This is a genomic window from Paenibacillus sp. FSL P4-0127 (assembly GCF_038007325.1).
Taxonomy (GTDB): domain Bacteria; phylum Bacillota; class Bacilli; order Paenibacillales; family Paenibacillaceae; genus Fontibacillus; species Fontibacillus macerans.
On record NZ_JBBOWY010000001.1, the window covers coordinates 1,042,358 to 1,065,961 of the forward strand.

The following is a 23,604-nucleotide window of genomic DNA, read 5'->3' on the forward strand; positions in this document are numbered from 1 at the left end:
GGGTGGCGGGGCGCTGACGCCCCGGCCAAGTTTTTCGGGTTACCAGAGGAAATCGGTGGATACCAGCTGCTTCACATCAAAATTATTCTTGATGACGCCAATGGAATGATAGAAATAAACGACATCCTTCATCGTGTTGTACAACCAGCCGCCTTCGTCCATCCCTTCATGGTTGTCGTCCAGCGTGTACAGGTGGACGGTCGGGAACATTTCCTTGACTTCCGCGGCGCTGACCTGCAGATCATCGGCCGTTACTTCGGCAGCGTCGTCCAGATCGCTGTTGACGTATTGCGTGGCGTCTTCCACGGCTTTCAGCGTGTTTTGCAGCCATTCCGGTTTTTCTTCGGCGTTTTTGGCGGAGACGACGATCACGTCCAGGATCGTGTTCTCCAAGTCGGCGGTGGAGATGATCACATTGCCGCCCCGGGAGCTTACGCCTTGAGACAGGTATGGCTCAAACGTCGTGGCGGCGTCGACGCTGCCGGCGACGAAGGCGGCCCCGCCTTTGCCCGGCCCCATGTCGACGAGCTTGACGTCATCCACGGTCAGTCCGGCCGTTGCTAACGCTTTTGCCAGCATGTAGTGGGTGACTTCGCCGTATTGGGCCGTGACCGACTTCCCCTTCAGATCAGAGACCGTTTTGATGCTTTTATCGGCCACGATGCCGTCCGCTCCCTTTGATGCGTTGTGCAGGTACACGATTTTTGGCAGATCGGCAATGTCGGTGCCCTCTTCAATGAGGGCGTTTATCGAAATGAGATAGGATTGCAGCGTCGTAAAAGCGATATCGACGTCCCCGGTCATTACGCTCATGAGCGGGGAAGTGGCGCCGAAAGCGCCGATTTGCACATCCACGCCGTGGGCCAGGTCAAACTCCTTGTCATCAAGCGCGTAGACCCCGATGCCTCCGATAAACGGCGCATACGCCGTTTTGACGGTCACGGGTGCTCCGTTCTGTGCGGAGGAGCCCGCCGCACCGTTCGAGCCTTGCGCCGACCCGGCGGCGTTGGCCGGGCTTTTGCCTCCGCCGCCGGTTGTCCCGCTGGCGGAATTGCCGTTTCCGCATGCGATCACCCCGAACATCATGGCCGTTAGCAGCAGCAGCGTTGCCCCCGTTTTCATCAAGCCGCGTTTCTTTTGTCTCGTCATGATTTCTCGCCTCCAACTATTTTTTTATTTGATTACATCCGGTGAATCAGCCATTAGCCCGCTAACCTACCAGATTGTGAATCCATTTGTTGCTCCGGATACGAAGCCGGACAAGCGCGTATTTGCAAACATCGTCAATGACGACGAAGAGATAAACGGCTTCGATGCCGAGATTCAGCGTGTAGCCGGCGAGAAACGTCAGCGGAAGCGAGACGCACCACAGGGCGGCGTTGTCGATGATGAAGCACATCTTCGTGTCCCCGCCGGCGCGCAGCGTCCCCATGATGTGCACGAAGTTCATTCCCTTAATCGGCATGATGACGGCGAGGTAAACGACGATCAGCATGACATTGTCCCGCACCGTATCCGAGATGCCTTGATAAAGCTGGAGCATCAGCGGCGTCCCCAAAACCATGACCGCTCCGGTCAAAACGCCGAACAGAGCGGTATAAGCTTCCATGCGCTTGACGTAATAGGGCGCCTTCTCCGGACGGCCTTCGCCGATCGTCTGTCCCAGCATGATCGCGGCCGCCTGTCCGGTGCCGATGAAGAAAGCGATGAGCAGTTGCTCCAGCACTTTGGCGATCCCCACGGCCGCGCCGACGGTGTAGCTCATATGGTAAAAGACGACGCTGTACAGGGCGTAGCCGATGCTCCAAACCGTTTCATTGATGATGACGGGAAAAGAGGTTTTGAAAAAAACAGCCAGGAAATCGCGCTTGGCCGCGAACAAATCGCCGACCGTTGGCGCGAAGTCGCGGAATTTGCCGTACAGCACCGCCGTCATAATGAGCATTTCGACGCATCTCGCGGCGACGATCGCGTAAGCTGCCCCTTGGATGCCCAGCGCCGGCATACCGAATTTCCCGAAGATCAGCCCATAGCTCAGCGCGATGTCAATCAAGATGGTCAGCACGGTAATGCGCAGCGGGAACCCGGGCCGGCCGATATTCCGGAAAATCATCGTGCAGGCGAGCGATAGTCCTGTCGGCAAATAGCTGAGACAGACCACTTGCAGATAGCGCCCCGCCGCCGCGGCCACTTCGCTTTCGTTGGAGAACACCCGCAGCGCCTGCTCCGGCCAGAACAGCCCGATCGCCGTAAACGCTCCGCTGACGCCCAGGATGAGGACGAAGGCGAGCGCTGAGGCGATTTTTAGCTGCCGCCGGTCTCCTTTGCCGTAAAATTGCGACAGGAAAATGGTGGCTCCGCTGACGATGCCGACGATGACCAGATTCAGGATGAAAAAGACTTGGCCGGCCAGGCTGGTGGCGGATACCTGCAGGTCGCCAAGCTGGCCCACCATCACCGAGCTGAGCGTGTTCGTGATGCTCGTAATCATGCTTTGCAGACCGATCGGCAGCGACAGAAGCAGGAAGCTTTTCAGAAACGGAACATCCTTGCGAAAGGTCGAAAAGAGATTAGGTTGCCGCATACAGGTCATTCCTGAAATCGCCGGAGTGCAGCAGGCCGTGAATCCTTTTGCGGATTTGGATGAATTCGAGTGTGTCCTTCAGCTCAAGATCGCGCCGGGCCGGCAGGTCGATCGGAATATCGGCGATAATCCGCCCCGGACGGGCGCTCATGACGTATACGCGCTGGGAGAGAAACACCGCTTCCTCGATATCGTGGGTGATGAAAATGACGGTGTGCTTCTCTTGTTCCCACAGCTCGCGCAGCTGCAGCTGCATATTGCCTTTCGTGTCCGGATCCAGCGCCCCAAACGGCTCGTCCATCAGCAGCACCTCGGGGCTGTTCGCCAGCGCCCGGGCGATGGCCACGCGCTGCTTCATCCCGCCGGACAGCTCTTTCGGCAGCCGGCCCCGGAAATCCGTCAATCCGACCAGGCTCAAATATTTCTCCGTGATCCGGTCGGCTTCGTCCTTCGGCATTTTTTTCAGCTTGAGACCGAAGCGGATGTTTTGCTCGACCGACAGCCAAGGAAACAGTGTGTAGGCCTGGAACACCATGCCGCGGTCGGCGCCCGGCCCCGTCATGACGCGGTCCCCCAGCATCACATCGCCGGAAGTGGCCTCGTCGAGCCCGGCAAAGATGCGGAGCAGGGTTGATTTGCCGCAGCCGGACGGGCCGACGACGCAAATGAATTCATTGTCCTCAATGTCCATGTTGATGTCTTTCAGTGCGTACGTTTCCGATCTTTTCGAGCGGTAGATTTTGTTGAGGTTTTTACAGGAGATTTTTGGGCTGGACGCGGGTTGCAACATGATTATTTCCCCCTTTCATGGATCGCAGTAAAGGTTTAGAGGTCTTCGGCCCAGTGAAACAGCCGCTTGTTGATGTAAGCGAAAATGCGGTCGAACAGCAGTCCCAACAGGCCGATGACGAAGATGCCGCCGAAAATGATGTAGGTTTTCATGAAGCGTTCCGCGATCATGATGCTGTAACCGAGGCCGGAGCTGGAGGCGAGCATTTCCGCCATAATCAAATAGGTCCAGGCCCAGCCCATAACCATCCGCATCGTGTCCATCACGCTTGGCATCATCGCGGGAATGATCACGCTGCGAATAACCTGCCCTTGTGTGGCACCGAGCGTATAGGCGGTATTGATAAGGTCGATTTGGATGTTTTTTACGATGTCGGCGATCATGGCTGTCATGGAAAAAACGGCTCCGACGACGATGATCGTGATTTTGGCGGTTTCGCCGACGCCGGTCCAGACCATAATAAGCGGGATCAAGGCGGAAACCGGGAGGTAGCGGAAAAACTCGATCAGCGGCTTCATCACTGCGTTTACGACTTTGTAGGCGCCCGAGAGCAGGCCCAGCGGAACGCCGATCAGAACGGAGATCAGAAAGCCCATCAACACCCGGTAGCAGCTGACGCCGATGTCTCCCCAGAGGCTTCCGTCTTGAAGGACGGAGAACAAGTAAGCGAAGGTCGCCTCCGGCGTTGGCAAAAAAATCGGATTGATGCCGGAAAAATGGCTCCCGGCATACCACAGCGCAATCAGCAGCAGAAACGTGACCGCCATGATCGTATTGAACAGGCGCGGAGGGATGTCCCGGCGAATTCGAAACAGGGTGCGCGGCTGGCTTCGGTGGTTCATTTTAAATTCCCCCTTTGTGAGTTAGTGCTCTACTCTCCCATTTCATAAATTTTCAAGCCCAGCTGCAGTTGAAGCCGCGCTTCCGGATCGTCGAACGAGATGCCCAGCAAGGACTTGATTTTATCGAGGCGGTACACAACGGTATTGTAGTGCGTGTACATATTTTGAGCGGTAAGCTTGATGTTGCAGCCCATTTGAAAATAGACCTTTAGCGTTTGAATCAGACTGGAGTGATGCGCTTCATCGTATACAACCAGCGGCTTCACATAGCGGCCCAAATATTTGTCCACGTTGGCATGTTTGGGCAAAAGGCTGAGGACGGCGTAGATGCCGAGCCGTTCCCACGTAATCAGTCTGGCGTTCTCTTTGCTGATGCAGGAGGCGGTGTATAGATTTTCCGCATCGATATAGCTGTCGTTCACCGCCAGCGGCTCACTCGCTTCGCCGACGCATAGGGAGAAGGCGTCCGTTCCGCATACGTCCGCGATGTGGCGGAATAACGGTTCGGTATCCTCCGGCGTGAGTCCGGCCCCGTTATTGGCCGTTTGCGGCAGGAGCCCGATGATTTTGCCGCCGATGCTCGTAAACAGGCAATCGTTTGGCGCGGAGCGGGTAAGCTCGGCGATCAAACCGCTATCCAAAGCGGGCGGCGAGCCGGCATGAAATTTGACGATCGCTGCCCGGTAGGTTTTGGAGGAGAGGCCCTCGTACCCGTAGAGCCGGCCTTTAATATCGAGATGCTCCGCGCTGGGAACGACTCCGGTCAGCCAGTCCTTAATAAAATCGTCGAAGTATTTGGCTTTTACCAGGTTGTACGTGTTTTCGCCGCTCAGCCTGATGTTGATCAGCGGCAAAATCCGCGATACGGTGGACAGGTCCAGTTCGCTGCAGGTGCCGTTTTTCTCGGCCAGCAGCACGAGAATCGGGTCCTTTTCCGCCTCCCAAAGATTGAATACATGCAGGCGGACGTCGCTGCCCTTGGGCGGCTTGCCCGGGACCGTGATGACGCTGCGGCTTTGGGGGGAGCTGGAATTCAGGGCCGCCAGACGCTCGCGGAACGGGGAGAAGTAGGCGGCATGCCGCGGCGAGGCGATCATCCGGCCTTCGGCGCCTAAGATGCAGAGCGGATTGCCGACCATCGTCTCGACCGCCTCCACGATCCGCGGCATTTCGCGGCCGTGCAGCATTAGCTCCGCCACTTGCTCCAGCCGCTGCTGCAGCAGCAGGACGTTTTTCGTTTCCAGTGAGATCACCTTCTCCATCACCTCGCGTACGACGTTGGAGAAGATCGTCGACTCCGGCAGCTCGAAGAGCGGCAGTTCATACGCCTCGGCGCAGTCGATAATCTGCCGGGGGATGTCCGTAATGAACCGCTTGGGCTTGATGCCGAGCGCGGCCACGCCGCGCTCGACCAGCCGCGGAATGATCTCCAGGAAGGCGTCCATATTATGGTGGTGCGAGTAGCCGGTCGTCACCAAAAATTCGTTGGCCTGGGCCCAATTCTGAATATCGGGAACCTCCATAATGTTGACCCGGCTGATGGCGTTGTCCAGCCGGCATTCGCCCGCCAACAGCTTCAGGTTGGGGAGAGAGTTCATATGAAACAGATCTGCGCAGCGGAATTCGCGGGCCGGAGGCTCCGTTAAACGACGGGTCATGTTCATGATTGTTCGCTCCCTTCTCTCATACTTGCTTTTATCCCGTCGCGGGCTCGCCGCTTTGGCTCCTGCTCCGCTCCGCGGCCGCCCAGCCGCCGTAACGGGTGATGTCTTCTCCGCCCGGCTCGGCGTAAGGCTCGCAAAGGAAGCCGGTGACTTCGCTTCCGTTGTGCAGCTCGATCTTGCCCAGCCCGAGCGGCGCGGGCACCTTGCGGATGAACTCGCCAAGCCGGTGCAGCGGAATCCGCCAAACCTCCAGCTCGATCGAGCTGCCTGGCGCGGAGCGGATCAGGCCCGGCTTCGGAGGGTTCGATTGCAGCCGGATCAGGCGGTAGCAGGGAGCCGTCCGGTCCGGCCGCAGGAAGGAGGCGCCGCATTCCAGCAGCTGTTTTTCCAGCGGGAACCCGCGCATATGCAAGCCGCAGACGGCCAGCTCAATCGAATCGGTCTGCATAAACTCGGCGGCGGCGCCTTTCAGGATGTGGTCCTGGCCGCGCAAGGCAAACATCGTGATGCCGAAAGGCAGCCGCTCGCCGGCGTAATCGGACGGCAGCGCAATGGCCGTCAGATCGAGCAGGTTGCAGTGGTTGGTGTAGTAGCCCATGTCGCTGTTGGCGGCAACTGGCGAAGCGGCGACCTGCTCCCGCGTATACGTTCCGCCGCAGGTCGGCATGACGAGAATGGCGTCCTGCATCAGCGCGCCGGTCTGCTCTTTATAGCCGCGAAGCTGGTGCAGCGCCGTAAACACGGAGGCGGCGTCGTACCCCCGATCATGCGAGGAGCGAAGGACTTGTTCCGTCACCGGGAAGATGCCGCCGGGATGCGATTCGACGAATTCCCCCAAGTCGGACCAGCGCTCCGCGATCCACGGGCCGTCGTACAGGATGCTGGACACCTGGCGGAAAATGCCGGAATCGATGTATTCGATGGGAATTCCGCATTGCTCCAGCCGTTTTACCGCTTTGTCCCAAGCGGAGCGGTAAGCGTCTTTGAAGTCGCCGTAAAAGAACAGCGGCTCCTTCGGCAGCAGCAGCTTCCGCGGCTTGCCCGAAGCGATGGGCGGATTGAAGCGGAATCCGCCGCCGTTGTGGGCATCCTGCTCCTGTATTCCCCGGGCAACGGAATCGACGAGATAAGCGTCCTCCAGCGCGGCCGTGAACACCGTGACGCAATCGAGACTGGCGCAGGCTGGAACGACGCCTTTGGTTGGCCAGTCGCCAATCGCGGCTTTGTAGCCGATCAGATCGTTCAGCGCGGCGGGAACACGCCCCGACCCGGCCGTGTCGGTGCCAAGCGCGAAGACGGCCTGCCCGCGGGCGACGGCCACCGCCGACCCGGCGCTGGAGCCGCCGCTGATCAGTTCGGGCAGCAGGGCGTTGTGCGTTTCGCCGTAAGGGCTGCGGGTGCCGACAAGCCCGGTCGCGAACTGGTCGAGATTGGTTTTGCCGATCGGGATGGCCCCGGCTTCGACAAGCCTTTCCACCACCTCAGCGCTTTGCTCGGGCGTATAAGCGTAGGCCGGACAAGCCGCCGTGGTTGGGACGCCCGCCAAGTCGATATTGTCTTTAATGGCGAAGGGGACGCCCCACAGCGGATATTGTTCCGGGCTTTTGTCCTTCAAGCCATCCAAATAAGGCTGGATCAACGACAGGGACGGAGGAACGATCCAGATGTTTAAAGACTTGTCGCGTTCGGCCTTTTCAATAATCGCTTTGATCAGTGCCTGCGGCGTCGTCTTCTGGCTCCTGTACATGGCCTTCAACGTAGCGATGGTCAGCTTTTCCAAGGTGTGAACCCCTCTCTCTCAAAATTTGCAACCATAATGGAAAAATATAAAACTTTGCCGTGTCATTTTATATGACTCTAAATGTTATTTGGATGCCATGAATCTCTTGAGTTTGCAAATTTGTGTGATGTAAATTGACATAGTGTTATGGCTTTTATTATTGTCGCTGTTGTCGAAGACTGTCAAGATACCACGAATTGGACTCGATATTTTCATGGTTTGTCCACAGAAATGGTGCTTTCCTCCCTAAAAAATTTGTGTACGATCCACAAGAAAATGCCTGTAGAATTATGGGCGGATTCAATGAGGGGCGGGAAAACCTGCTGGTAGCGCGGGTTCTGAAGATATCCTCGGTTAGGTGAGCGGGTGCTTTTTTTTCAGAAATATTTACATTTATTTGATTTGACAAGGTGATGATTCTGTTGTTATGTTATCTAACATAAAAATAAAATAGTTTAACAGTTTACTAGGGTTCCGTCTGGAAACAGAGTCTGGTCCGAGAGTAAACGGTCCCGTGCATGGGGGACTACACGGAAGGATAAAAACCTGGGAGATATCGTAAGGACGAGCGTCTGGCTGCGTTTAAAGATGTCTTCCTTTTGTTTTACCTTCCGAAAGTTCGGCGCGAACCGCCAGGAAAAAGGAGTGGATGGCCATGAACGTGATTTGGAGCGAAACGATGCACCCGGGAGGCAAATGGTCCGGAGTGATCGGCAGGGGCAAACTGATTCGTCTGACGGCCCTGGAAGGAGGGGCGAATGTGGCAATGCTGATGTACCACGCCCGCGATTTGACGGAACGGTACAATATGCCGGACACGCTTAAAGCCCAACACACCGCGCATTTAACGAAGGGAAACGTGCTCATGAGCGACAACGGCCGGGTGCTGGCAAGCATCGTTCAGGACGATTTGGGTTGGCATGACCCGTTAGGGGGTTACACGACGCGGGAATCCACCGACGCGAAATACGGCCTAAGCCGGTATCAGGAGAAGCGCAACGAATGGCTGCGCAGCGGCCAGGAAAATTTGGCGGTGGAGCTTACCCGCAGCGGGCTCGGCAACCGGGATTTGTCGCCGGTGGTCAACTGGTTCTCCAAGGTGTTCTGCGACGAGGAAGGGAATATGAATTTCGTCCAAAACCACTGCGCCGCGGGACAGACGGTCACACTGCGTACGGAAATGGATGTCCTCGTCATCTTTTCGAATACGCCCCATCCGTTGGACCCGCGAGAGCCGTACCCGTCGGTGCCGGTCAAGATCGAAGTGCTGCCCGGGCTGCCGGCCGATTCGCAGGACCCCTGCGTCAACTACCGTCCGGAGAACCGCCGTGCTTTTGATAACACGTGGAATTATTATGCGCTGCAAAGCTGACTGACTAAAAAGAAAAGGGAGGTTTAAAAATGATGAAGGCATTTTATCGGGTGGAAAGTCCACGGATGGCCGAGACGGCGATTTATGACGAGGCGATCCCGGCGGGCCAGGGCTGGATGCATGAGCTTGGGCCGGGGCAGGTGCTGCGCATCGTGGATCTGGAGGGAAACCAGGCGGCGGATACGCTGTTTTACGATGCCGACAATCCGGAAGACCATTACAGTGCCGTGCGGACGATTCATGCGCAGAATAACATTTACCTGACAACGGGCTCCGCCCTGCTTGCCGAATCGGGCAAGGAACTGGCCCGGATCGTCGCCGATACGTGCGGACGTCACGATACGCTGGGCGGGGCGTGCTCGTCCCAGAGCAACACGGTCCGCTACGCCCATGAGAAAGGCTACATGCACAACTGCCGCGATACGTTTATGCTGGAACTGTCGAAGCATCCGGAAGGCCATTTGTACGGAAAACGCGATTTGTCGCCGAACATCAACTTTTTTATGAACGTACCGGTTACGCCGGAAGGCGGGCTGACCTTCGAAGACGGCGTATCGGGGCCGGGCTGTTATGTGGAAGTTCAGTCGAGCTGCCGCTCCATGGTGCTGATCAGCAATTGCCCGCAGCTCAATAATCCGTGCAACGCCTACAATCCGACGCCGATCCGCGTGCTGATCTGGAACGAATAAAAGCCGGGTATTCAAAAGAACCGGGAGAATTTTGCGAAATGCAGTCGAGCAAATGCCTGCCTCTATCAACTATGGGGGCGGGCATTTTTTGTCAAAACGGGGCGGGGGAACGTATCGATTGTAAAATGAATGTAAAATAATGGGGTAAAACCAGTATATAAGATTCGATGGAAAATAGAGTAATTTTCTTAATTGACAAATTATTCCTCCTATGTATACGATAGAAATAGTTTGGAAGCGTTTAAATGACGCCCAAAAACTACTAATCTAACAATGGGAGGGGATGTTTAAAAGTTGGAGATCGGATGGCTGAACGATGCGGAAAACGCGGGAGGCGAGTCGGCCAAGGGAGAGAAGGAATTCAGGCTGCAGAGCGGCCGTAATTCCCTTTTTCTATCGTTTCCCGTCCAAAATGCTAGAGAGAGGGCGTGAATGATGACGCGGTAAGGACTGTTCACTGCTGCTGCTTTGTATGAGGAAATTGTCGAAACAACGAAGGGAGTAAAGGAAATGAAGAAAAAGCTTTTCGCCAAAATGAAGACCCTCTTCATGGCTAGTATGATTACAGCATTAACCGTTCCGGCAGCTTTGCCGGCTTCGGCGGCGGACTCCGCTCATGTGGACAACCCGTTTGTCGGCGCTACGGCTTATATTAACCCCGATTACGCGAACTTTGTCGACACGTCGATCGCGCAGGTGACTGACGATGTATTGGCCGCCAAGATGGAGACGGTCAAGTCGTACCCGACGGCCGTCTGGCTCGATCGGATTTCGGCGATTCAAGGCGGTGACGGACGCCTCAGTCTGGAAGAACACCTGGACAACGCGCTGGCGCAAAAAGAAGGCGACACGCCGATCACGGCCAGCTTCGTTATCTACGATATGCCGGGACGCGACTGTCACGCTTTGGCTTCCAACGGCGAACTGCCGCTCACGCAAGATGCGTTGGAAAGATACAAGAAGGAATATATCGATGTAATCGCGGATATTTTCTCCAATCCGAAGTATAAAGATATCCGCATCGTCACCGTGATCGAACCTGACTCGCTGCCTAACCTGGTGACGAACTTGAGCACCCCGGCTTGTGCGGCGGCAAATTCCAGCAATATTTACCGGGATGGGATCACTTATGCGCTGGACCAATTGCATGACATCCCGAACGTCTACAAATATCTGGACATCGGGCACTCCGGCTGGCTCGGATGGGATTCCAACCTGCAGCCTGCAGTCAATCTGTATACTTCCGTAGTTCAAGGTACCAAAGGCGGTTTCTCCAGCGTTGACGGTTTCGTCACCAATACGGCCAACACCACGCCTTTGGAAGAACCGAACTTGCCGAACGCGAATTTGCAGATTAACGGGCAGCCGATTCGTGCGGCGAAATACTATGAATGGAATCCGTACTTCGATGAGGCCGACTTTACGGCGGCGCTGTACTCCGGTTTTGTGGCCAAGGGCTGGCCGTCCGACATCGGTTTCCTGATCGATACCTCGCGTAACGGATGGGGCGGACCTAACCGTCCGACCGGGGCATCCGGATCGGACATCAATACTTATGTAGATTCCGGACGTATCGATAAGCGCCTGCATCGCGGCAACTGGTGTAATGCGGCGGGCGCGGGGATGGGCATGCCGCCGCAAGCCGCTCCGCAAGCTTATCCGCATGTCGATGCGCTGGTATGGGTGAAGCCGCCGGGAGATTCGGACGGTTCGAGTACCCTAATCCCGAATGATGAAGGCAAGGGTTTTGACCGGATGTGCGATCCGACTTACACGACAGCCGACGGTACATTGACCGGAGCTCTGCCGAACGCTCCGCTGTCGGGTCACTGGTTCCATGAACAGTTTGTAGAGCTTGTACAAAACGCTTATCCGGCGATTCCGCTGTCCGACAACGGCGGCGGGGAAGATACGCCTCCTGTAGCTCCGGATACGCTGACGGCCGCAGTAACGCTGAACTGGTCGAAGGCGGAAGGCGCGAAAAGTTACAACGTTAAACGCGCGACCAGCGCGGAAGGTCCGTTTGCCGTCATCGCTTCCAATGTGAAAGGCTTGACCTACACGGACGCAAGCGTGAAGAGCGACACTACTTACTACTATGTCGTCAGCGCCGTTAACAAAGCCGGGGAAAGCGTGGATTCCGCCGTGCAGGTCATCGTAACGACGAGCTACGGCAATTCCGTTCCTACCGTGCCGGCCGCTCCTGCGAAGGTGACCGCTAAAGCGGGGGACATGCAGGTGAAGCTCAACTGGAATGCCGTGGGCGGAGCCGAGGGCTACACCGTGAAGCGCGCGGTTGACGCGGCAGGGCCGTTTGAGCCTATCGCCGAAACCGTAACGGGGACCGTCTATACGGATACGAATGTGATTAACGGCACTACTTATTACTATGTAATCAGCGCTGTAAACGGCGCCGGGGTGAGCCCTGAATCTACCGTGGTCAGCGCGACTCCTGCCGCGGAACCGGCCCCGGATACGCCCGCGGGACTGAAAGCGACGGCCGGCAACGCCGAGGTCAAGCTGAGCTGGAACGCGGTAAAAGGTGCGGAGAGCTATAATGTGAAGCGTGCGGATAGCGCGCAAGGTCCGTTTGAGACGATCGCGGATTCCGTAACGAGAACTTCCTTTACGGATACTGATGTGAAGAATGGCAGCACGTACTACTATGTGGTGAGCGCCAACAATAAATCGGGCGAGAGCTCTGATTCCAATGCGGTCAGCGCAGCTCCCCGGGAATTGCCTAAAGGCGATTTGGTCGCGCAATACCGCAACGGCGACTCCAGCGCGACCGACAACCAGATCCGTCCTCAGTTCAACATCAAGAACAACGGTTCGACAGCCGTTAAGCTGAGCGATGTGAAGCTTCGCTACTACTTCACCAAAGAGGGCAGCGATGCGATGCAAGCCTGGGTTGACTGGGCGCAAGTCGGCTCTTCCAACGTAGTGGTAACCTTCACGGACAGTTATATGGAGGTTGGTTTCACCAGCGGCGCGGGCTCGCTTGCTCCGGGAGGACAAACCGGAGATATCCAGATTCGCGCGGCCAAATCAAGCTGGACCAACTTTGACGAAACCGATGATTACTCTTACAATGCAACCCAAACATCGTTCGCTAACTGGGAAAAAGTGACGCTGTACCAAAACGGAGAACTGGTGTGGGGGATCGAACCGGGGGTATGATGGCAAACGGTAAGCACTAAACAGCCGGAGCGAGTTGAAAACTTTCCAAAGAGCTCTGTGATCAAAGTTTTGGTGCTTTGCGCAGCATTGTACCTGCGGCAAAGGATTTGAGGCAGCATTGCTTGTTGCTTTGGAATAAACGGCCCGGGCCTTAAAGGCCCGGGTCTTTCCGTTGATTCATACGATTCATAATTAACCTTAATTTTTGCAGGAATACGCCCGGAAATGGCGAATGAACTGGAAGAAATGAGTTTTTAATCCTGAGTGGGTGAGTAAAAAGGAGGAGAAACGAGTGTCTGTCGGAATTTTAGCGCATTTGCTGGGAAAGCAGCCTTTTAGAGAGTTGGCGGCGAAGGTGGCCGAATTTCATTTTCCTTACGTGCAGTTGGCGTTGTCCAAGGCGATTTCGGACGTTGATTTTTCGCTGGGAAAAATAAGTCCGGGGTTGGCCAACGAAGTGGGAGGGGCGTTCGCGGACAACCGCGTACGGATCGCCGTGCTCGGCTGCTACGCCAGCTTGATCGAGCTTGACGACGAGAGCTTCCGCCACAATGTGGAGCGGTTTAAGGAGCATCTGCGGAACGCGCGGCATTTTGGGGCGCCGATCGTTGCGACCGAGGTGGGCGTGCCTGCGGACCGGAGCCATTTGTCCAAGCATTGGGAACGGCTTAACCAGGCGCTGGAGGAACTGGTGGAAGAAGCGGAACGCTGGGGCGTTACGATCGGATTGGAAGCCGCGCAGGGCCACCTCATCGATTCCCCCGAAACGATGGCCGAGACCATCGAGCGGTTCCCGTCCTCGTGTGTAGGCGTGCTGCTTGATCCGTGCAATATGTTAAACGCTTCCAACTTTGACCGGCACGATGAAATTATCCGTACGGCCTTCGATCTGTTCGGCTCGCGGATCGTCAGCGCCCATGCCAAGGATGTCAAGCGTGAAGCGGACGGCGGCGGGTTAACGGTCGCGGCCGCCGGCCTGGGCGAGCTTGACTATCCCCTCTTCTGGCGGCTGCTCGAGCAGTACAAGCCGCACGGGTTTGTCACGCTGGAGCAGGTGACGGAGGAGCAATGCTCCGCCGCCGCGAGGTTTGTGCGGGAAGGGCGGGCGAAGGCGAGAGTGTGATGTAGGCGGACAGTCGGATTCTCTATTTCGTGCTCTCTATTATAGAAGGCCTCATTGGTCGGCCAACTGCAAAAGTGCATCTCATTTCGGCGATTTTCCCCTTCCGAGGCAATTGGCCTGCAAAAGTGCAGTTGGTTGGGGAGTTTTTGGAAAAATATGGGCGAATGACTGAATCTGAACTGCACTTTTGCATTTGAGCCGCCTGTTATAGAGGGTTTCGACAAAAATCGCCTGCACTTTTGCATTTCGCGGAATATTACCGCCCCTCCCGTGATCGGAGAGAGATAAACAGGAAGAAATGATCAGTAAGAGGTGCCGCGCTGGAGAACGCTCCTCTCGGAATGGTATAATTTGAAAAAGGCTTTCGCGTAGGAGGAGTTCGTGTTGAGAGAAGATCTTTTGGCGCAGTTGGAGACGTGGCATGAGGAAGATGAGTTTGAGAATATCGTAAATGCGATTACGGAGATTCCCGCCGAGGACAGGAATTATGAGCTGGTCAGCCATTTGGGGCGGGCGTTAAACAATCTGGAGCGGTATGAAGAAGCGGTTGGACAGTTTATGACCGTTGCGGACGAGGGGCGGGAGGACCCGCTTTGGCATTACCGGGTGGGACTTGCCTATTACTATCTGGAGCAGTATGACGAAGCTTTGAAAGCGTTCGAAGCCGCCGACCGGTTGGACCCCGGGGATGAAGACACGCTGGAATTCCTGGGCTGGATCCGGGAAAAACTTGCGGAGGAGCCTGGCGAATCGGGAGACGGCGACCGGGGCAAAGCTGAGGCTTCAACTGGGGCGGATGCCGATGCGGACGGCGATAATGATCGGGGAAGCGGTGCCGGACGAGCCGATGGAAGTGCTGAAGGCGGCCCCGCTGGACCAGGCGGTTACGCCGTTTCCGGCGCGGACGGCGAGTTGGATTTGGCGGGTTTTTGGGACGACGGCGCCCCGGACGCGGAGAAGTACGTATCCGGACCGCCCAGCGACGAACTGATTGCTTCCGTGGAAGAAGAACTGGTTTTCAAGCTGCCTGCTTTTTATATTCAGATGATGAAAATACATAACGGCGGCATTCCGCGGAGCCGGTTTTTTCCTATAGGGCAAGCTGGTGATCGGGCTGAAGGCCCTATCGAGATTACGGGCATTTTGGGCATCGGCAGAGAGAAAAAACATTCCCTATGCGGGGCAGCGGGCAGCCGATTCCGTATTGACAACGAGGGTTATCCCGAATTTGGCGTAATCATCGGCGACTGTCCGGCGGAGTCCGGGGCGATTATGCTGGACTACCGCGAGTCCGGAAACGACGGCGAACCCGAGGTTGTGCATGTCGATAAGGCGAACAACTTCAAAATAACCAAACTCGCTTCCCGTTTTGAGACTTTTATTCGTGGGCTGGTTAGTGAGGTTTAAGCGTAAACCATTTCTTCCCCCGGGAAAAAGAATGAACGGCAGAGCCGCCTTCTTATAGGCGGCCTTGTGCTTTATGGGGCGGAAGGCCTTTCCCCGTGAACTGCTCGCTCATTTGAATAACACCGCCGCTCGAAGGGCGGCTTTTTTTTGCGCCTTGTCACGAATCGCCTGTCCTTATTTGTTATATAAGTGAACAGATTAAGGATCAGGGAGGATAACACCAATGAACAAAATTCACAAAATAATCGGCTCCGTTGCACTGGCCGCCATGCTGGTGAGCGGTTTACCGGACGCTTCTGCCCATGCCGCCTCGGCTGTAACTATCCAGAACGTGGATCAAGCTTTAATCGAAGCTGCGCAGAACAAGCTGAAAGAGATCACGGGAAATACCTACTCGTTCTCGAAAGCCGAACCGTTCGGAAACGATGTGGCGTTTGAGATCGAGGGACAGTCATACAGCCAAGTGATCGTAGATGCTGAAGGAACCGTTAATTTCATCTCGGCCCAATTCAAATACAAGGACCTGCAAAACGCAAAGTTTAAGAAAGAATTGAAAGATGCATGGAAAAAGGCATTCCCGAAGAACAGCCAGGAGCTTGACATAGTTATCGTTAACTACATGAATTCAGAGGGGCTGAAAGTGAATACAGGAAACGATGCCGGGACCATTTTCCTTACAAACGGAAAGCTGGAGTACAGTACCGTAGACATTAAAGACAAGGATGTCCCTCAGCCGGCCAAGGCGGCGGCGGACGCGGCCCTTGCCAAAATCGGCGGACTAAAAAAGAAAGCCCGCAGCGTAAGCGGTATGACGATAAAACCGAATCAAAAGCCGGTTTATAATTTGGCCTACACGACAGACAAGGGGAACGCATGGATTGACGTCGAGCAAGGAACCAACAAAATCATGACCGTCAACGCGCTGGCACTGACCGATCAACTTCATAAAAAAGACACCAAAGATAGGGAGGCTATCGAAAACAAGATCAAAAGCTATACTTTGGATCAACTGCTGAAAACTGCCGCCAAGCAGGCCAAATCGATCATGAATCTGGATCTTTCGGGATATGCCGCCGAAAAGGTCAAAGGCAATGAGGATACCGTGATGTTCACTAAAAAGGGCGCTCCAAAGGTACAAGGCAAGTTTAATTCCAAAGGTCAATTTTATTATTTCGAAGTGATGTAAAAAACCATAAACAAGCCTTCTCTGTCGGCCAAGAAGACCGCCGGGGAAGGCTTGTTTTATCGGAAAAGCGAGTCAGTGACAAGCAGGCGCTCGCTCTACTTCATGTTGCTGAAAGGTTCGACTTCAATTTGATCGGCAACAAATTCGTTTTTGGCAGGGTCGAACTTATAGGTGATGTGGACATCACATACGTACACTGCCATTCCGATGCTTGCGCCCAAGGTGGAGGTGAGCTTTTGATTTTTCACGTTATAATAAACTACGCCGCCGAACCCAAGCTGATCTTGATCCAAATCCGGATAGGGGGACTCGTAACGGAATTTGTGTTCTTTTTCCATGGCGTTCACTTTAATGTCTAAGATATCATCATGGTTCGTAATATGCGTTTCGATATGGTTGGCAACGGTTTCCTCGTAACTCGGCACTTTGATTTCCGAAAAATCGCTGCTGTCCAGCACATGGATTTCATCAAGGCTTAAACCAGTACCTTTTCCTATACTATAGATGATAACCGCTTCTTGCTTGCCATCTCCCGTCACATCCGCATAAAAAACCTGAGGCTCATAGAGCGTAGGAAAGCTCCAGTCGAATTCTTTTTTCACGCCATTGATTTCCACAGTCAGGCCCTCATAGGAAGTATCGGTGACCTTCACAGGCTTAAGCTTCACTTCTTTGTTTTCCGAAGACCAGGCTGGACCTTCTTCAGCCTCTTGTGTCGGCTCCGTTGCCGCTGTACCTTGCTCGGGATTGGTCGTACCCTGGTTCGTCTCTTGTTCCGGCTGCGTGAATGCCTGATTGCCGGTAGGCTCGTTTGGTGCCTGTGAAGCTGCTTCCGGCATATCCGAACTACATCCCGCAAGCAAAATGGCCCCCAACAACAGCCATGCGCCCAGTTTTTTTCAACGGTATGTACCCCTTTCAGCTTGTCTAGCAAAAATGATACCAGAGAAAATAAGCAGGTTATTTACATAAAAACAACAAAACTTTACAAAATAGTTAAGTTCATGTGAACCAGCCTCTTGGGTCTGTTTATTTTCCGGCCTTCCTGTTTAACCTAACGGGGAAGCAACATTCAGTCCAAAACCCTAAATGGAGGGAACCAAAATGACAAACGATCAGGCAGCGCATCAAGCGGCCGTTGAGACGGTTCGGGAATTGATCAAAGGGATCGAGATAGCGATGCTTACCACCGTAACGAAGGAAGGATTAGTGTCACGTCCGATGAAAACGCAGGAAGTCGAGTTTGACGGGGATCTCTGGTTCCTGACCAAAGAGGATACGGACAAGTATCGTCAGCTCCGGGACAATCCGAATGTGAATGTAGCCTATGCGGGGAAATCGTATGTGTCCATTCGCGGAAAAGGCGAACTTGTTGAAGACCGGGCGAAAATCAAGGAGCTCTGGAACCCGGCCTATGCGAAGCTGTTGAATACGACCAGCGACGATCCGCAGCTTGCTTTGATCAAGGTGAGGGCCGAAGCGGCCGAATATTGGGAAACCGGCAATTGGACCAAAATGATGAAGCGGATGTTCTCGCAGTTCACCGGGGCCGCTTCCGAAGCGGAAGTGAACAAGACGGTGACTTTGGTCTAAACCCGGTAAAGTTTGGGAAGCACTAAGTCATCCTGAAAAAATAAAACCAAAGGCGCAGCCATGATGGCCGCGCCTTTGGTTGTTCTATCGAAACAGGTTACTTCGCCGGAATCAAAATTTTCTGCCCGATATGGATCAGATGCGGATTCGCCAGCTTGTTGTACTTGGCCAAAGCTTGCCAGGTCGTGCCGTGTTTGATGGCGATGCGGTACAAGTTGTCGCCTTTTTCCACCGTATAGACGGTATCTTTGGAGGCTGCCGGTTGGGAAATTGTCTGTTTAGACGGCGTCTTAACAGGTTTGGCTTCCGCCTGCGGCTCTTCTGCCGGAGCGGGCTGCTCCGGCGTCGTTGCCGGCGTTTCCGCCGGATCGGCTTGCGGCGCCGCTGGCGATGCCGGCTGCGCAACCGGTTCGGAAGCAGGGCTGGCGGAGGCCTTTTCGGCATTCACGCTCAGCTTGAATTTGGCATAGCCGTCTTCCGTATTTTTCAGGTACGTCAGAACGTTTTGCTTCGCGGCCAATGCGGCGCTCGCGGCCAGGGCGTCTTTGGCGGCCGGCGAAGTGGCGAACGTTACGTTGGCGCTGCCGAACGGAGCGAGCGACCAGTTGCCGTCCGCGCTCGGATTGATCGTTTCGTTTTTGCGGATGTAATCGATGACGACCTGCCGGTTTTCGTCCGGCGAAGCCAAGATAATCCGCTTTCCGTCCGGGTTGGCGAACTTGTTCGACGAGGCGCGGTAGTTGTTGCTGGCCACGACGAATTTTTGCTGCGGATCGATCGGTTTGCCTTGGTAGCTGAGATTGACGATACGGCTGGCCTTTTCGTTCAAAAGTCCGCCTTTGGCGTCGTATTTGGCTGGCTGCGTGACGTCGATTTGGTAAGTCACTCCGTCAATCACGTCGAAGTTGTACGTTGGGAAATCGTAGTTGACCAGTTCTTGCTCCTCCGTTTTGGATGGATCGATCTGATTGAATTGTCCCGCCGACCATTCCAGCCATTCCTTCAGCTCGGCGCCCGTCACCAGCACGGCGTTAACCGTGTTCGAATACAGGTACAGATCGGCGACGTTTTTGATCGCGATGTTGCCGGCCGGAATGTCCGTGTAGTAGTTTGCGCCCTGGCGTCCGCCCGCTTTGAAAGGAGCCGCCGCCGAAATGATCGGAAGACCTTCGTATTCCGTTCCTTGCAGATGCTGTTCCACGTACCATTTTTGCGCGTTGTTCACGATTTGAATGGACGGATCGTCCTGAATCAGCGCGAACCAGCTGTTGATCGGCGCCGTCGTCGTGCCGACCGGACCGCGCACGTAGTTCAGCGTGTTTTCATGATCCTTGGCGACCGCGTCCCAGATTTTCTGGTCGGCTTCGACGAGAGGCTTTTTGTTGGCGGTGTCGTAAATCGGCTTCACGGAAGCGGTGGAATCCTTGACCGTCCATTTGCCGTCCGTTTGCTCCAGCGTCAGGTCGATGATCCCCAGATGGTTGCCCCAGTAGCCCGGCTCGACGGCGGGAACGCCGTTGATCGTGCCTTTTTTCAGGTCAACGCCGGTTTTGCCTTCGAAGGAAGCGTCCGGGAACACTTTATGCGCATGGCCGAACAGGATCGCGTCGATCCCTTTCACCTTGCTGAGGTACAGCACCGAGTTTTCCATCAGCGGTGTTTGCGGGATGTCCTCGAAGCCGGAGTGCGGTACCGCGATAATGATGTCGGCGCCTTCCGCTTTCATTTGCGGCACGAACTTTTCGGCTGTTTCCACGATATCTTTGGTGATGACTTTGCCTTCCAGATTGGCCTTGTCCCAGGACATAATTTGCGGAGGCACGAAACCGATAACCCCAACCTTTAGCGTGTGCTTCGCTCCGTTGTTGTCGATTACTTCCTTGTCCAAAATGATGTATGGCTTAAACGCATTTTTGTCGTTTGCGGGATCCCCATCTTTGTCGTCTATGTAAATATTCGCGTTCACATAGGGGAAGTTGGAGCCTTTCAGCGCAGTTTTGAGGAAATCCAGCCCATAGTTGAACTCGTGGTTGCCCAGGTTGCCCGCATCGTAATTCAGCAGATTCATCGCTTTATAGACCGGATGCGTTTGGCCTTCTTGCAGCTTCTCCACCGTGGCCACGTAATCGCCCAGCGGGTTCCCTTGAATCAGGTCGCCGTTGTCGATAAGCACGCTATTTTTGGCTTCTTCACGGGCCTGCTTAATAAGCGTCGCCGTTTTCGCCAGACCGTACTCATCGGTAGGCTTATCCGCAAAATAATCGTAGTTGACGATGTTGACGTGCAAATCGGTGGTCTCCAGGATGCGGAGCTCCACGGTAGTCCCGGCGCTGTCGGCCGCAAAGGCCGAGAAAGGCATGGCCGCGAGACTGGCGGTCAGGATCGCCGACATCAGGATAAGCTTTGGACTTCGGTGCTTGATCAATTTTATTCCTCCCTCTTTTTTTGGCCCAACCTAGAAATCGGCGCTTGACAGCCTGCTGCAGGAACACGAAGAACCTCCGGCCTTGAAAATAGCGGAATTTTATGCGCTTATTATCAGAAAGCCGGGGGTGTTCATTCCCATTAGCGGAATTTTTCGTCCTTATTTTCCTAAGACTGGTCTGGGACGCGGACATTTCCATGTAATTTACTAAAATAGCGACATAATTTTCCTTTATTTCTCTCAAATGGACGGATATCGCCGGAATAACGACATTTATTGGCTTTATATTCTTTCTGGAGGTTCACATGATTGGTTGGTCAAGCGCCGTTTTTGGTTTTGAGCCTTTTTTGGTACTTCCGAGCAAACGTAAAAACTAAGTAAACTTATGAAATTGTTTTTATTTTAAGGGATGGGGCGGGAAAAGTCATGGTTTTTTTGGACTGATGATAGGGAGATGTCAGTTATTTTTCTCTTTGTCCAGCCGAGTCATACCCCTTGTCTCCAGACCGCACGTTTGACGAACGGCGCATTCCGTAATAAGTTGGAAGTAAGACGATGATAGGAGCGCCGAACATGAATGAAGAGCTGATAAAAATGATCCTCGCTTTCCGGGAGGAGCGGAATTGGGAGCAGTTCCATAATCCGAAAGACTTGGCGATTTCTCTAAGCCTGGAGGCCTCCGAACTGCTGGAGAACTTTCAATGGAAAACCTCCGCGGAAGCCGTTTTGCACAAAAAAGCGGATATCGCGGACGAACTGGCCGACGTACTGGTCTACGCGGTTTATTTGGCTGATGCCCTGAACCTCGACATCGAGGATATTATTCGCAGCAAAATGCGCCAAAACGCAGCCAAATATCCGGTGGACAAGGCTTACGGGAAAAGGGAGAAGTATACGGAGCTGTGATAGTTAATGGCTTCAGCCAGTTGAGCCCGCGAAGCGTGCGAAACAAAAAACATCCGTTATGCAGGTGGTGTAGTTTTACCGGTATTATTCTCCTGACGATGTCGTTTGCTCCGCGTTTTTTTCCGGGCCTTGGCGCTCATATCCTCGGGTCCGCCGGCCGGCCTTACTGTAATTTTAAGCGCATCTGTTGAATTTTCCGCCAGCGTATACTGGATCATGGCCCCTTCCTGCAGATCGGGCAGAGAAATTTCGCTTTCCACTACCTGATTGTCCGAAAAAGTTATGGAAACCAGCTTCGTATCGGACGTTACCGTAATCACAGCCGTTTCCCCGCTCGCATTATCGGGGGCTGTTTCTTTCGCCAGCGCTCCACCGAGGACCGTATATTACTTAGCATGATCAGGAAAAATAAAGCGGAGAAACTGGCCAGCTAAGGGGTGCAAACATCATGAACAATAAATCGATTTGGAAAAATCCCGTGTTCTCCGTATCCGCCGCGATCATTTTTGCCCTGGTCCTGCTGGGGGCGATCATGCCCGGGAGGTTTGGCGCGGTTTCGAGCCGCTTGTTTGAGTTCACTACAAGGGATTTCGGATGGTTTTACCTGCTGGGGGTATTTGCGATCATCCTGTTTCTGATTTGGCTGGCGATTAGTAAGTATGGGGCTATCCGGTTGGGCGGGGAAAAGGAGAAGCCGGAGTTTCCTTTTTTCACCTGGATCGGCATGCTGTTTTCGGCCGGTTTTGGCGTCGGATTGGTGTTTTGGGGAGTCGCCGAGCCGATGAGCCACTTCTTTACGCCACCGTTTTCCGGAGTACAGGGCGAATCGGTCGAGGCGGCCAGAATTGCGATGGGGTATGCCTTTTTTCACTGGGGTGTCAGCCAATGGGCGGTTTTGGCGCTGGCGGGGCTGGTGATCGGATTTCTGCAGTTCCGCAAACAAAAAAACGGTCTGATGTCCACAGCGCTTGAACCCGTACTGGGGAGTAAACCCGCCGTCAAGAATACGGTGGATACGCTCGCGGTTATAGCCACCGTGATGGGCGTCGCCACGTCCCTTGGTCTAGGGGCTCTGCAAATGAATGGCGGACTCAAAGCGGTGTTTGGCCTGGGGCAATCCATCGCGGTCCAATTGGGGATTATCGCCATCATTTTTGTGGGTTATATGCTGTCATCGACCACCGGCCTCGATAAAGGGATTCGTTATTTAAGCAACTTAAACTTGGGGTTGGCCCTCGTTCTTTTGGTATTCGTATTTGCCACCGGACCTACCGTGTTCATTTTGGAAACTTTTACGCTGGCGCTGGGAGATTATTTTTCGAATTTTATCGGATACAGTTTGCGGATGCAGCCCTATCAGGGCGGCACCTGGGTGCGCGACTGGACGATTTTCTATTGGGCCTGGGCGATAGCGTGGTCGCCCTTTGTCGGCGCTTTTATCGCCCGCGTCTCGAAAGGGCGCACGATTCGCGAGTACATTATGGGGGTCATGATCATCCCCCCGGTGATCGCCTGCCTCTGGATCGCGGTGTTCGGCGGTACGGCGTTATGGAGCGATCTAAACCATGGATCGGGAATTGCTTCGGCCGTCAATGAAGACGTTACTGTCGCTCTATTCCAGACGTTGAATCAACTGCCGTTCTCCACGTTCATGTCGGTACTGTCCATTCTGCTTATCTTCGTGTTTCTGGTGACCTCCGCGGATTCGGCGACGTACATTTTATCCAGTATGACGACGTTCGGCAGCCTGAATCCGCCGCAATTCGCCAAGTTTGTATGGGGAGGGCTGATGGCGGTGATCGCCGGCGTCCTTCTCTATGCGGGCGGGCTTGAAGCGCTGCAAACCGCTTCCCTTATTGCGGCCCTGCCGTTTACGATCCTGCTGCTGTTGTTGATGGTGGCTGTCGTCCGGCTCGTCAGACAAGAACCGCTACCAATCCGGAAGGCGGACCTGAAACGTTTCCGCCGCCTGGAAAAAGCGGCCAACGAGGAAAGAAGGAAATAAGAACAGGTGAAGTGAAGGGATATTAGGAAGGAGGACAGGAGATAATGATTTTAGTGAA

General features: G+C 54.5%; 19 protein-coding genes, 1 pseudogene and 1 riboswitch. Of the genes and pseudogenes, 11 read left to right on the forward strand and 9 right to left on the reverse strand.

Going from position 1 to position 23,604, the window contains the following annotated elements:
• Positions 1–39: 39 nt before the first annotated feature.
• The 6 genes from NYE74_RS04620 to atzF form a co-directional block, all read right to left on the reverse strand.
• A complete protein-coding gene (locus NYE74_RS04620) occupies positions 40–1,149 on the reverse strand; it encodes an ABC transporter substrate-binding protein (RefSeq protein ID WP_036618623.1) in 1,110 nt (369 codons plus the stop codon).
• Positions 1,150–1,210: 61 nt separating this feature from the next.
• Positions 1,211–2,584, reverse strand: coding sequence for an MATE family efflux transporter (locus NYE74_RS04625; RefSeq protein ID WP_036618626.1), 1,374 nt, complete (start codon positions 2,582–2,584; stop codon positions 1,211–1,213).
• Positions 2,571–3,374, reverse strand: coding sequence for an ABC transporter ATP-binding protein (locus NYE74_RS04630; protein WP_036618629.1), 804 nt, complete (start codon positions 3,372–3,374; stop codon positions 2,571–2,573). The genes NYE74_RS04625 and NYE74_RS04630 overlap by 14 nt, the downstream gene beginning before the upstream one ends.
• A gap of 35 nt (positions 3,375–3,409) precedes the next feature.
• Positions 3,410–4,216, reverse strand: a complete 807-nt coding sequence (locus tag NYE74_RS04635) for an ABC transporter permease (RefSeq protein ID WP_036618633.1) — start codon at positions 4,214–4,216, stop codon at positions 3,410–3,412.
• 29 nt (positions 4,217–4,245) lie between these two features.
• The gene (locus NYE74_RS04640) at positions 4,246–5,880 is read right to left on the reverse strand and encodes a PucR family transcriptional regulator (protein WP_036618637.1); all 1,635 of its coding nucleotides are present in this window, start codon (positions 5,878–5,880) and stop codon (positions 4,246–4,248) included.
• 31 nt (positions 5,881–5,911) lie between these two features.
• A complete protein-coding gene (atzF, locus tag NYE74_RS04645) occupies positions 5,912–7,660 on the reverse strand; it encodes an allophanate hydrolase (protein ID WP_036618639.1) in 1,749 nt (582 codons plus the stop codon).
• A gap of 455 nt (positions 7,661–8,115) precedes the next feature.
• Positions 8,116–8,215, forward strand: a riboswitch (guanidine-I (ykkC/yxkD leader).
• 100 nt (positions 8,216–8,315) lie between these two features.
• On the opposite strand from atzF, the gene NYE74_RS04650 reads away from it, so the two are divergent.
• The 8 genes and pseudogenes from NYE74_RS04650 to NYE74_RS04685 all read left to right on the forward strand — a co-directional run bounded on the left by NYE74_RS04650 (position 8,316) and on the right by NYE74_RS04685 (position 16,617).
• Positions 8,316–9,032, forward strand: a complete 717-nt coding sequence (locus tag NYE74_RS04650) for an urea amidolyase associated protein UAAP1 (RefSeq protein ID WP_036618641.1) — start codon at positions 8,316–8,318, stop codon at positions 9,030–9,032.
• A gap of 32 nt (positions 9,033–9,064) precedes the next feature.
• Positions 9,065–9,721 carry an urea amidolyase associated protein UAAP2 gene (locus tag NYE74_RS04655; RefSeq protein WP_155619249.1) on the forward strand — a complete coding sequence of 219 codons (657 nt, stop codon included), beginning with the start codon at positions 9,065–9,067 and terminating at the stop codon, positions 9,719–9,721.
• A 294-nt stretch (positions 9,722–10,015) separates the two neighbouring features.
• Complete coding sequence (locus tag NYE74_RS04660) at positions 10,016–10,153, forward strand: hypothetical protein (protein WP_155619250.1); 138 nt, start codon at positions 10,016–10,018, stop codon at positions 10,151–10,153.
• Positions 10,154–10,231: 78 nt separating this feature from the next.
• A pseudogene (locus NYE74_RS04665) lies at positions 10,232–11,926 on the forward strand (glycoside hydrolase family 6 protein); the annotation flags it as partial.
• A 27-nt stretch (positions 11,927–11,953) separates the two neighbouring features.
• Entirely contained in the window at positions 11,954–12,901 is a 948-nt protein-coding gene (locus NYE74_RS04670; protein WP_240534207.1) for a fibronectin type III domain-containing protein, read from the forward strand.
• Between the two features lie 292 nt (positions 12,902–13,193).
• Positions 13,194–14,024 (forward strand): sugar phosphate isomerase/epimerase family protein, encoded by an 831-nt coding sequence (locus tag NYE74_RS04675; protein WP_036618644.1) that lies wholly within the window; start codon positions 13,194–13,196, stop codon positions 14,022–14,024.
• A gap of 384 nt (positions 14,025–14,408) precedes the next feature.
• Complete coding sequence (locus NYE74_RS04680; RefSeq protein WP_036618645.1) at positions 14,409–15,431, forward strand: SMI1/KNR4 family protein; 1,023 nt, start codon at positions 14,409–14,411, stop codon at positions 15,429–15,431.
• A 223-nt stretch (positions 15,432–15,654) separates the two neighbouring features.
• Positions 15,655–16,617: a hypothetical protein gene (locus NYE74_RS04685; RefSeq protein WP_036618648.1), complete on the forward strand. Its 963-nt coding sequence runs from the start codon at positions 15,655–15,657 to the stop codon at positions 16,615–16,617.
• A gap of 95 nt (positions 16,618–16,712) precedes the next feature.
• On the opposite strand, the gene NYE74_RS04690 is transcribed toward NYE74_RS04685, so the two are convergent.
• Complete coding sequence (locus NYE74_RS04690; protein ID WP_051985174.1) at positions 16,713–17,456, reverse strand: hypothetical protein; 744 nt, start codon at positions 17,454–17,456, stop codon at positions 16,713–16,715.
• A gap of 265 nt (positions 17,457–17,721) precedes the next feature.
• Between NYE74_RS04690 and NYE74_RS04695 the strand changes: the two genes are divergently transcribed.
• A complete protein-coding gene (locus NYE74_RS04695; RefSeq protein ID WP_036618654.1) occupies positions 17,722–18,210 on the forward strand; it encodes a pyridoxamine 5'-phosphate oxidase family protein in 489 nt (162 codons plus the stop codon).
• 97 nt (positions 18,211–18,307) lie between these two features.
• Here NYE74_RS04695 and NYE74_RS04700 read toward each other — a convergent pair whose 3' ends face one another.
• Positions 18,308–20,602, reverse strand: coding sequence for a bifunctional 2',3'-cyclic-nucleotide 2'-phosphodiesterase/3'-nucleotidase (locus NYE74_RS04700; protein ID WP_420874614.1), 2,295 nt, complete (start codon positions 20,600–20,602; stop codon positions 18,308–18,310).
• 606 nt (positions 20,603–21,208) lie between these two features.
• Here NYE74_RS04700 and NYE74_RS04705 point away from each other — a divergent pair.
• Positions 21,209–21,541 (forward strand): nucleotide pyrophosphohydrolase, encoded by a 333-nt coding sequence (locus NYE74_RS04705; RefSeq protein ID WP_240752221.1) that lies wholly within the window; start codon positions 21,209–21,211, stop codon positions 21,539–21,541.
• A gap of 56 nt (positions 21,542–21,597) precedes the next feature.
• Here the strand turns inward: NYE74_RS04705 and NYE74_RS04710 are convergent, their stop codons facing one another.
• Positions 21,598–21,861 (reverse strand): hypothetical protein, encoded by a 264-nt coding sequence (locus NYE74_RS04710; RefSeq protein WP_036618658.1) that lies wholly within the window; start codon positions 21,859–21,861, stop codon positions 21,598–21,600.
• 128 nt (positions 21,862–21,989) lie between these two features.
• Here NYE74_RS04710 and NYE74_RS04715 point away from each other — a divergent pair, with 128 nt between their 5' ends.
• Entirely contained in the window at positions 21,990–23,546 is a 1,557-nt protein-coding gene (locus NYE74_RS04715) for a BCCT family transporter (RefSeq protein WP_278738207.1), read from the forward strand.
• Positions 23,547–23,604: the final 58 nt, after the last annotated feature.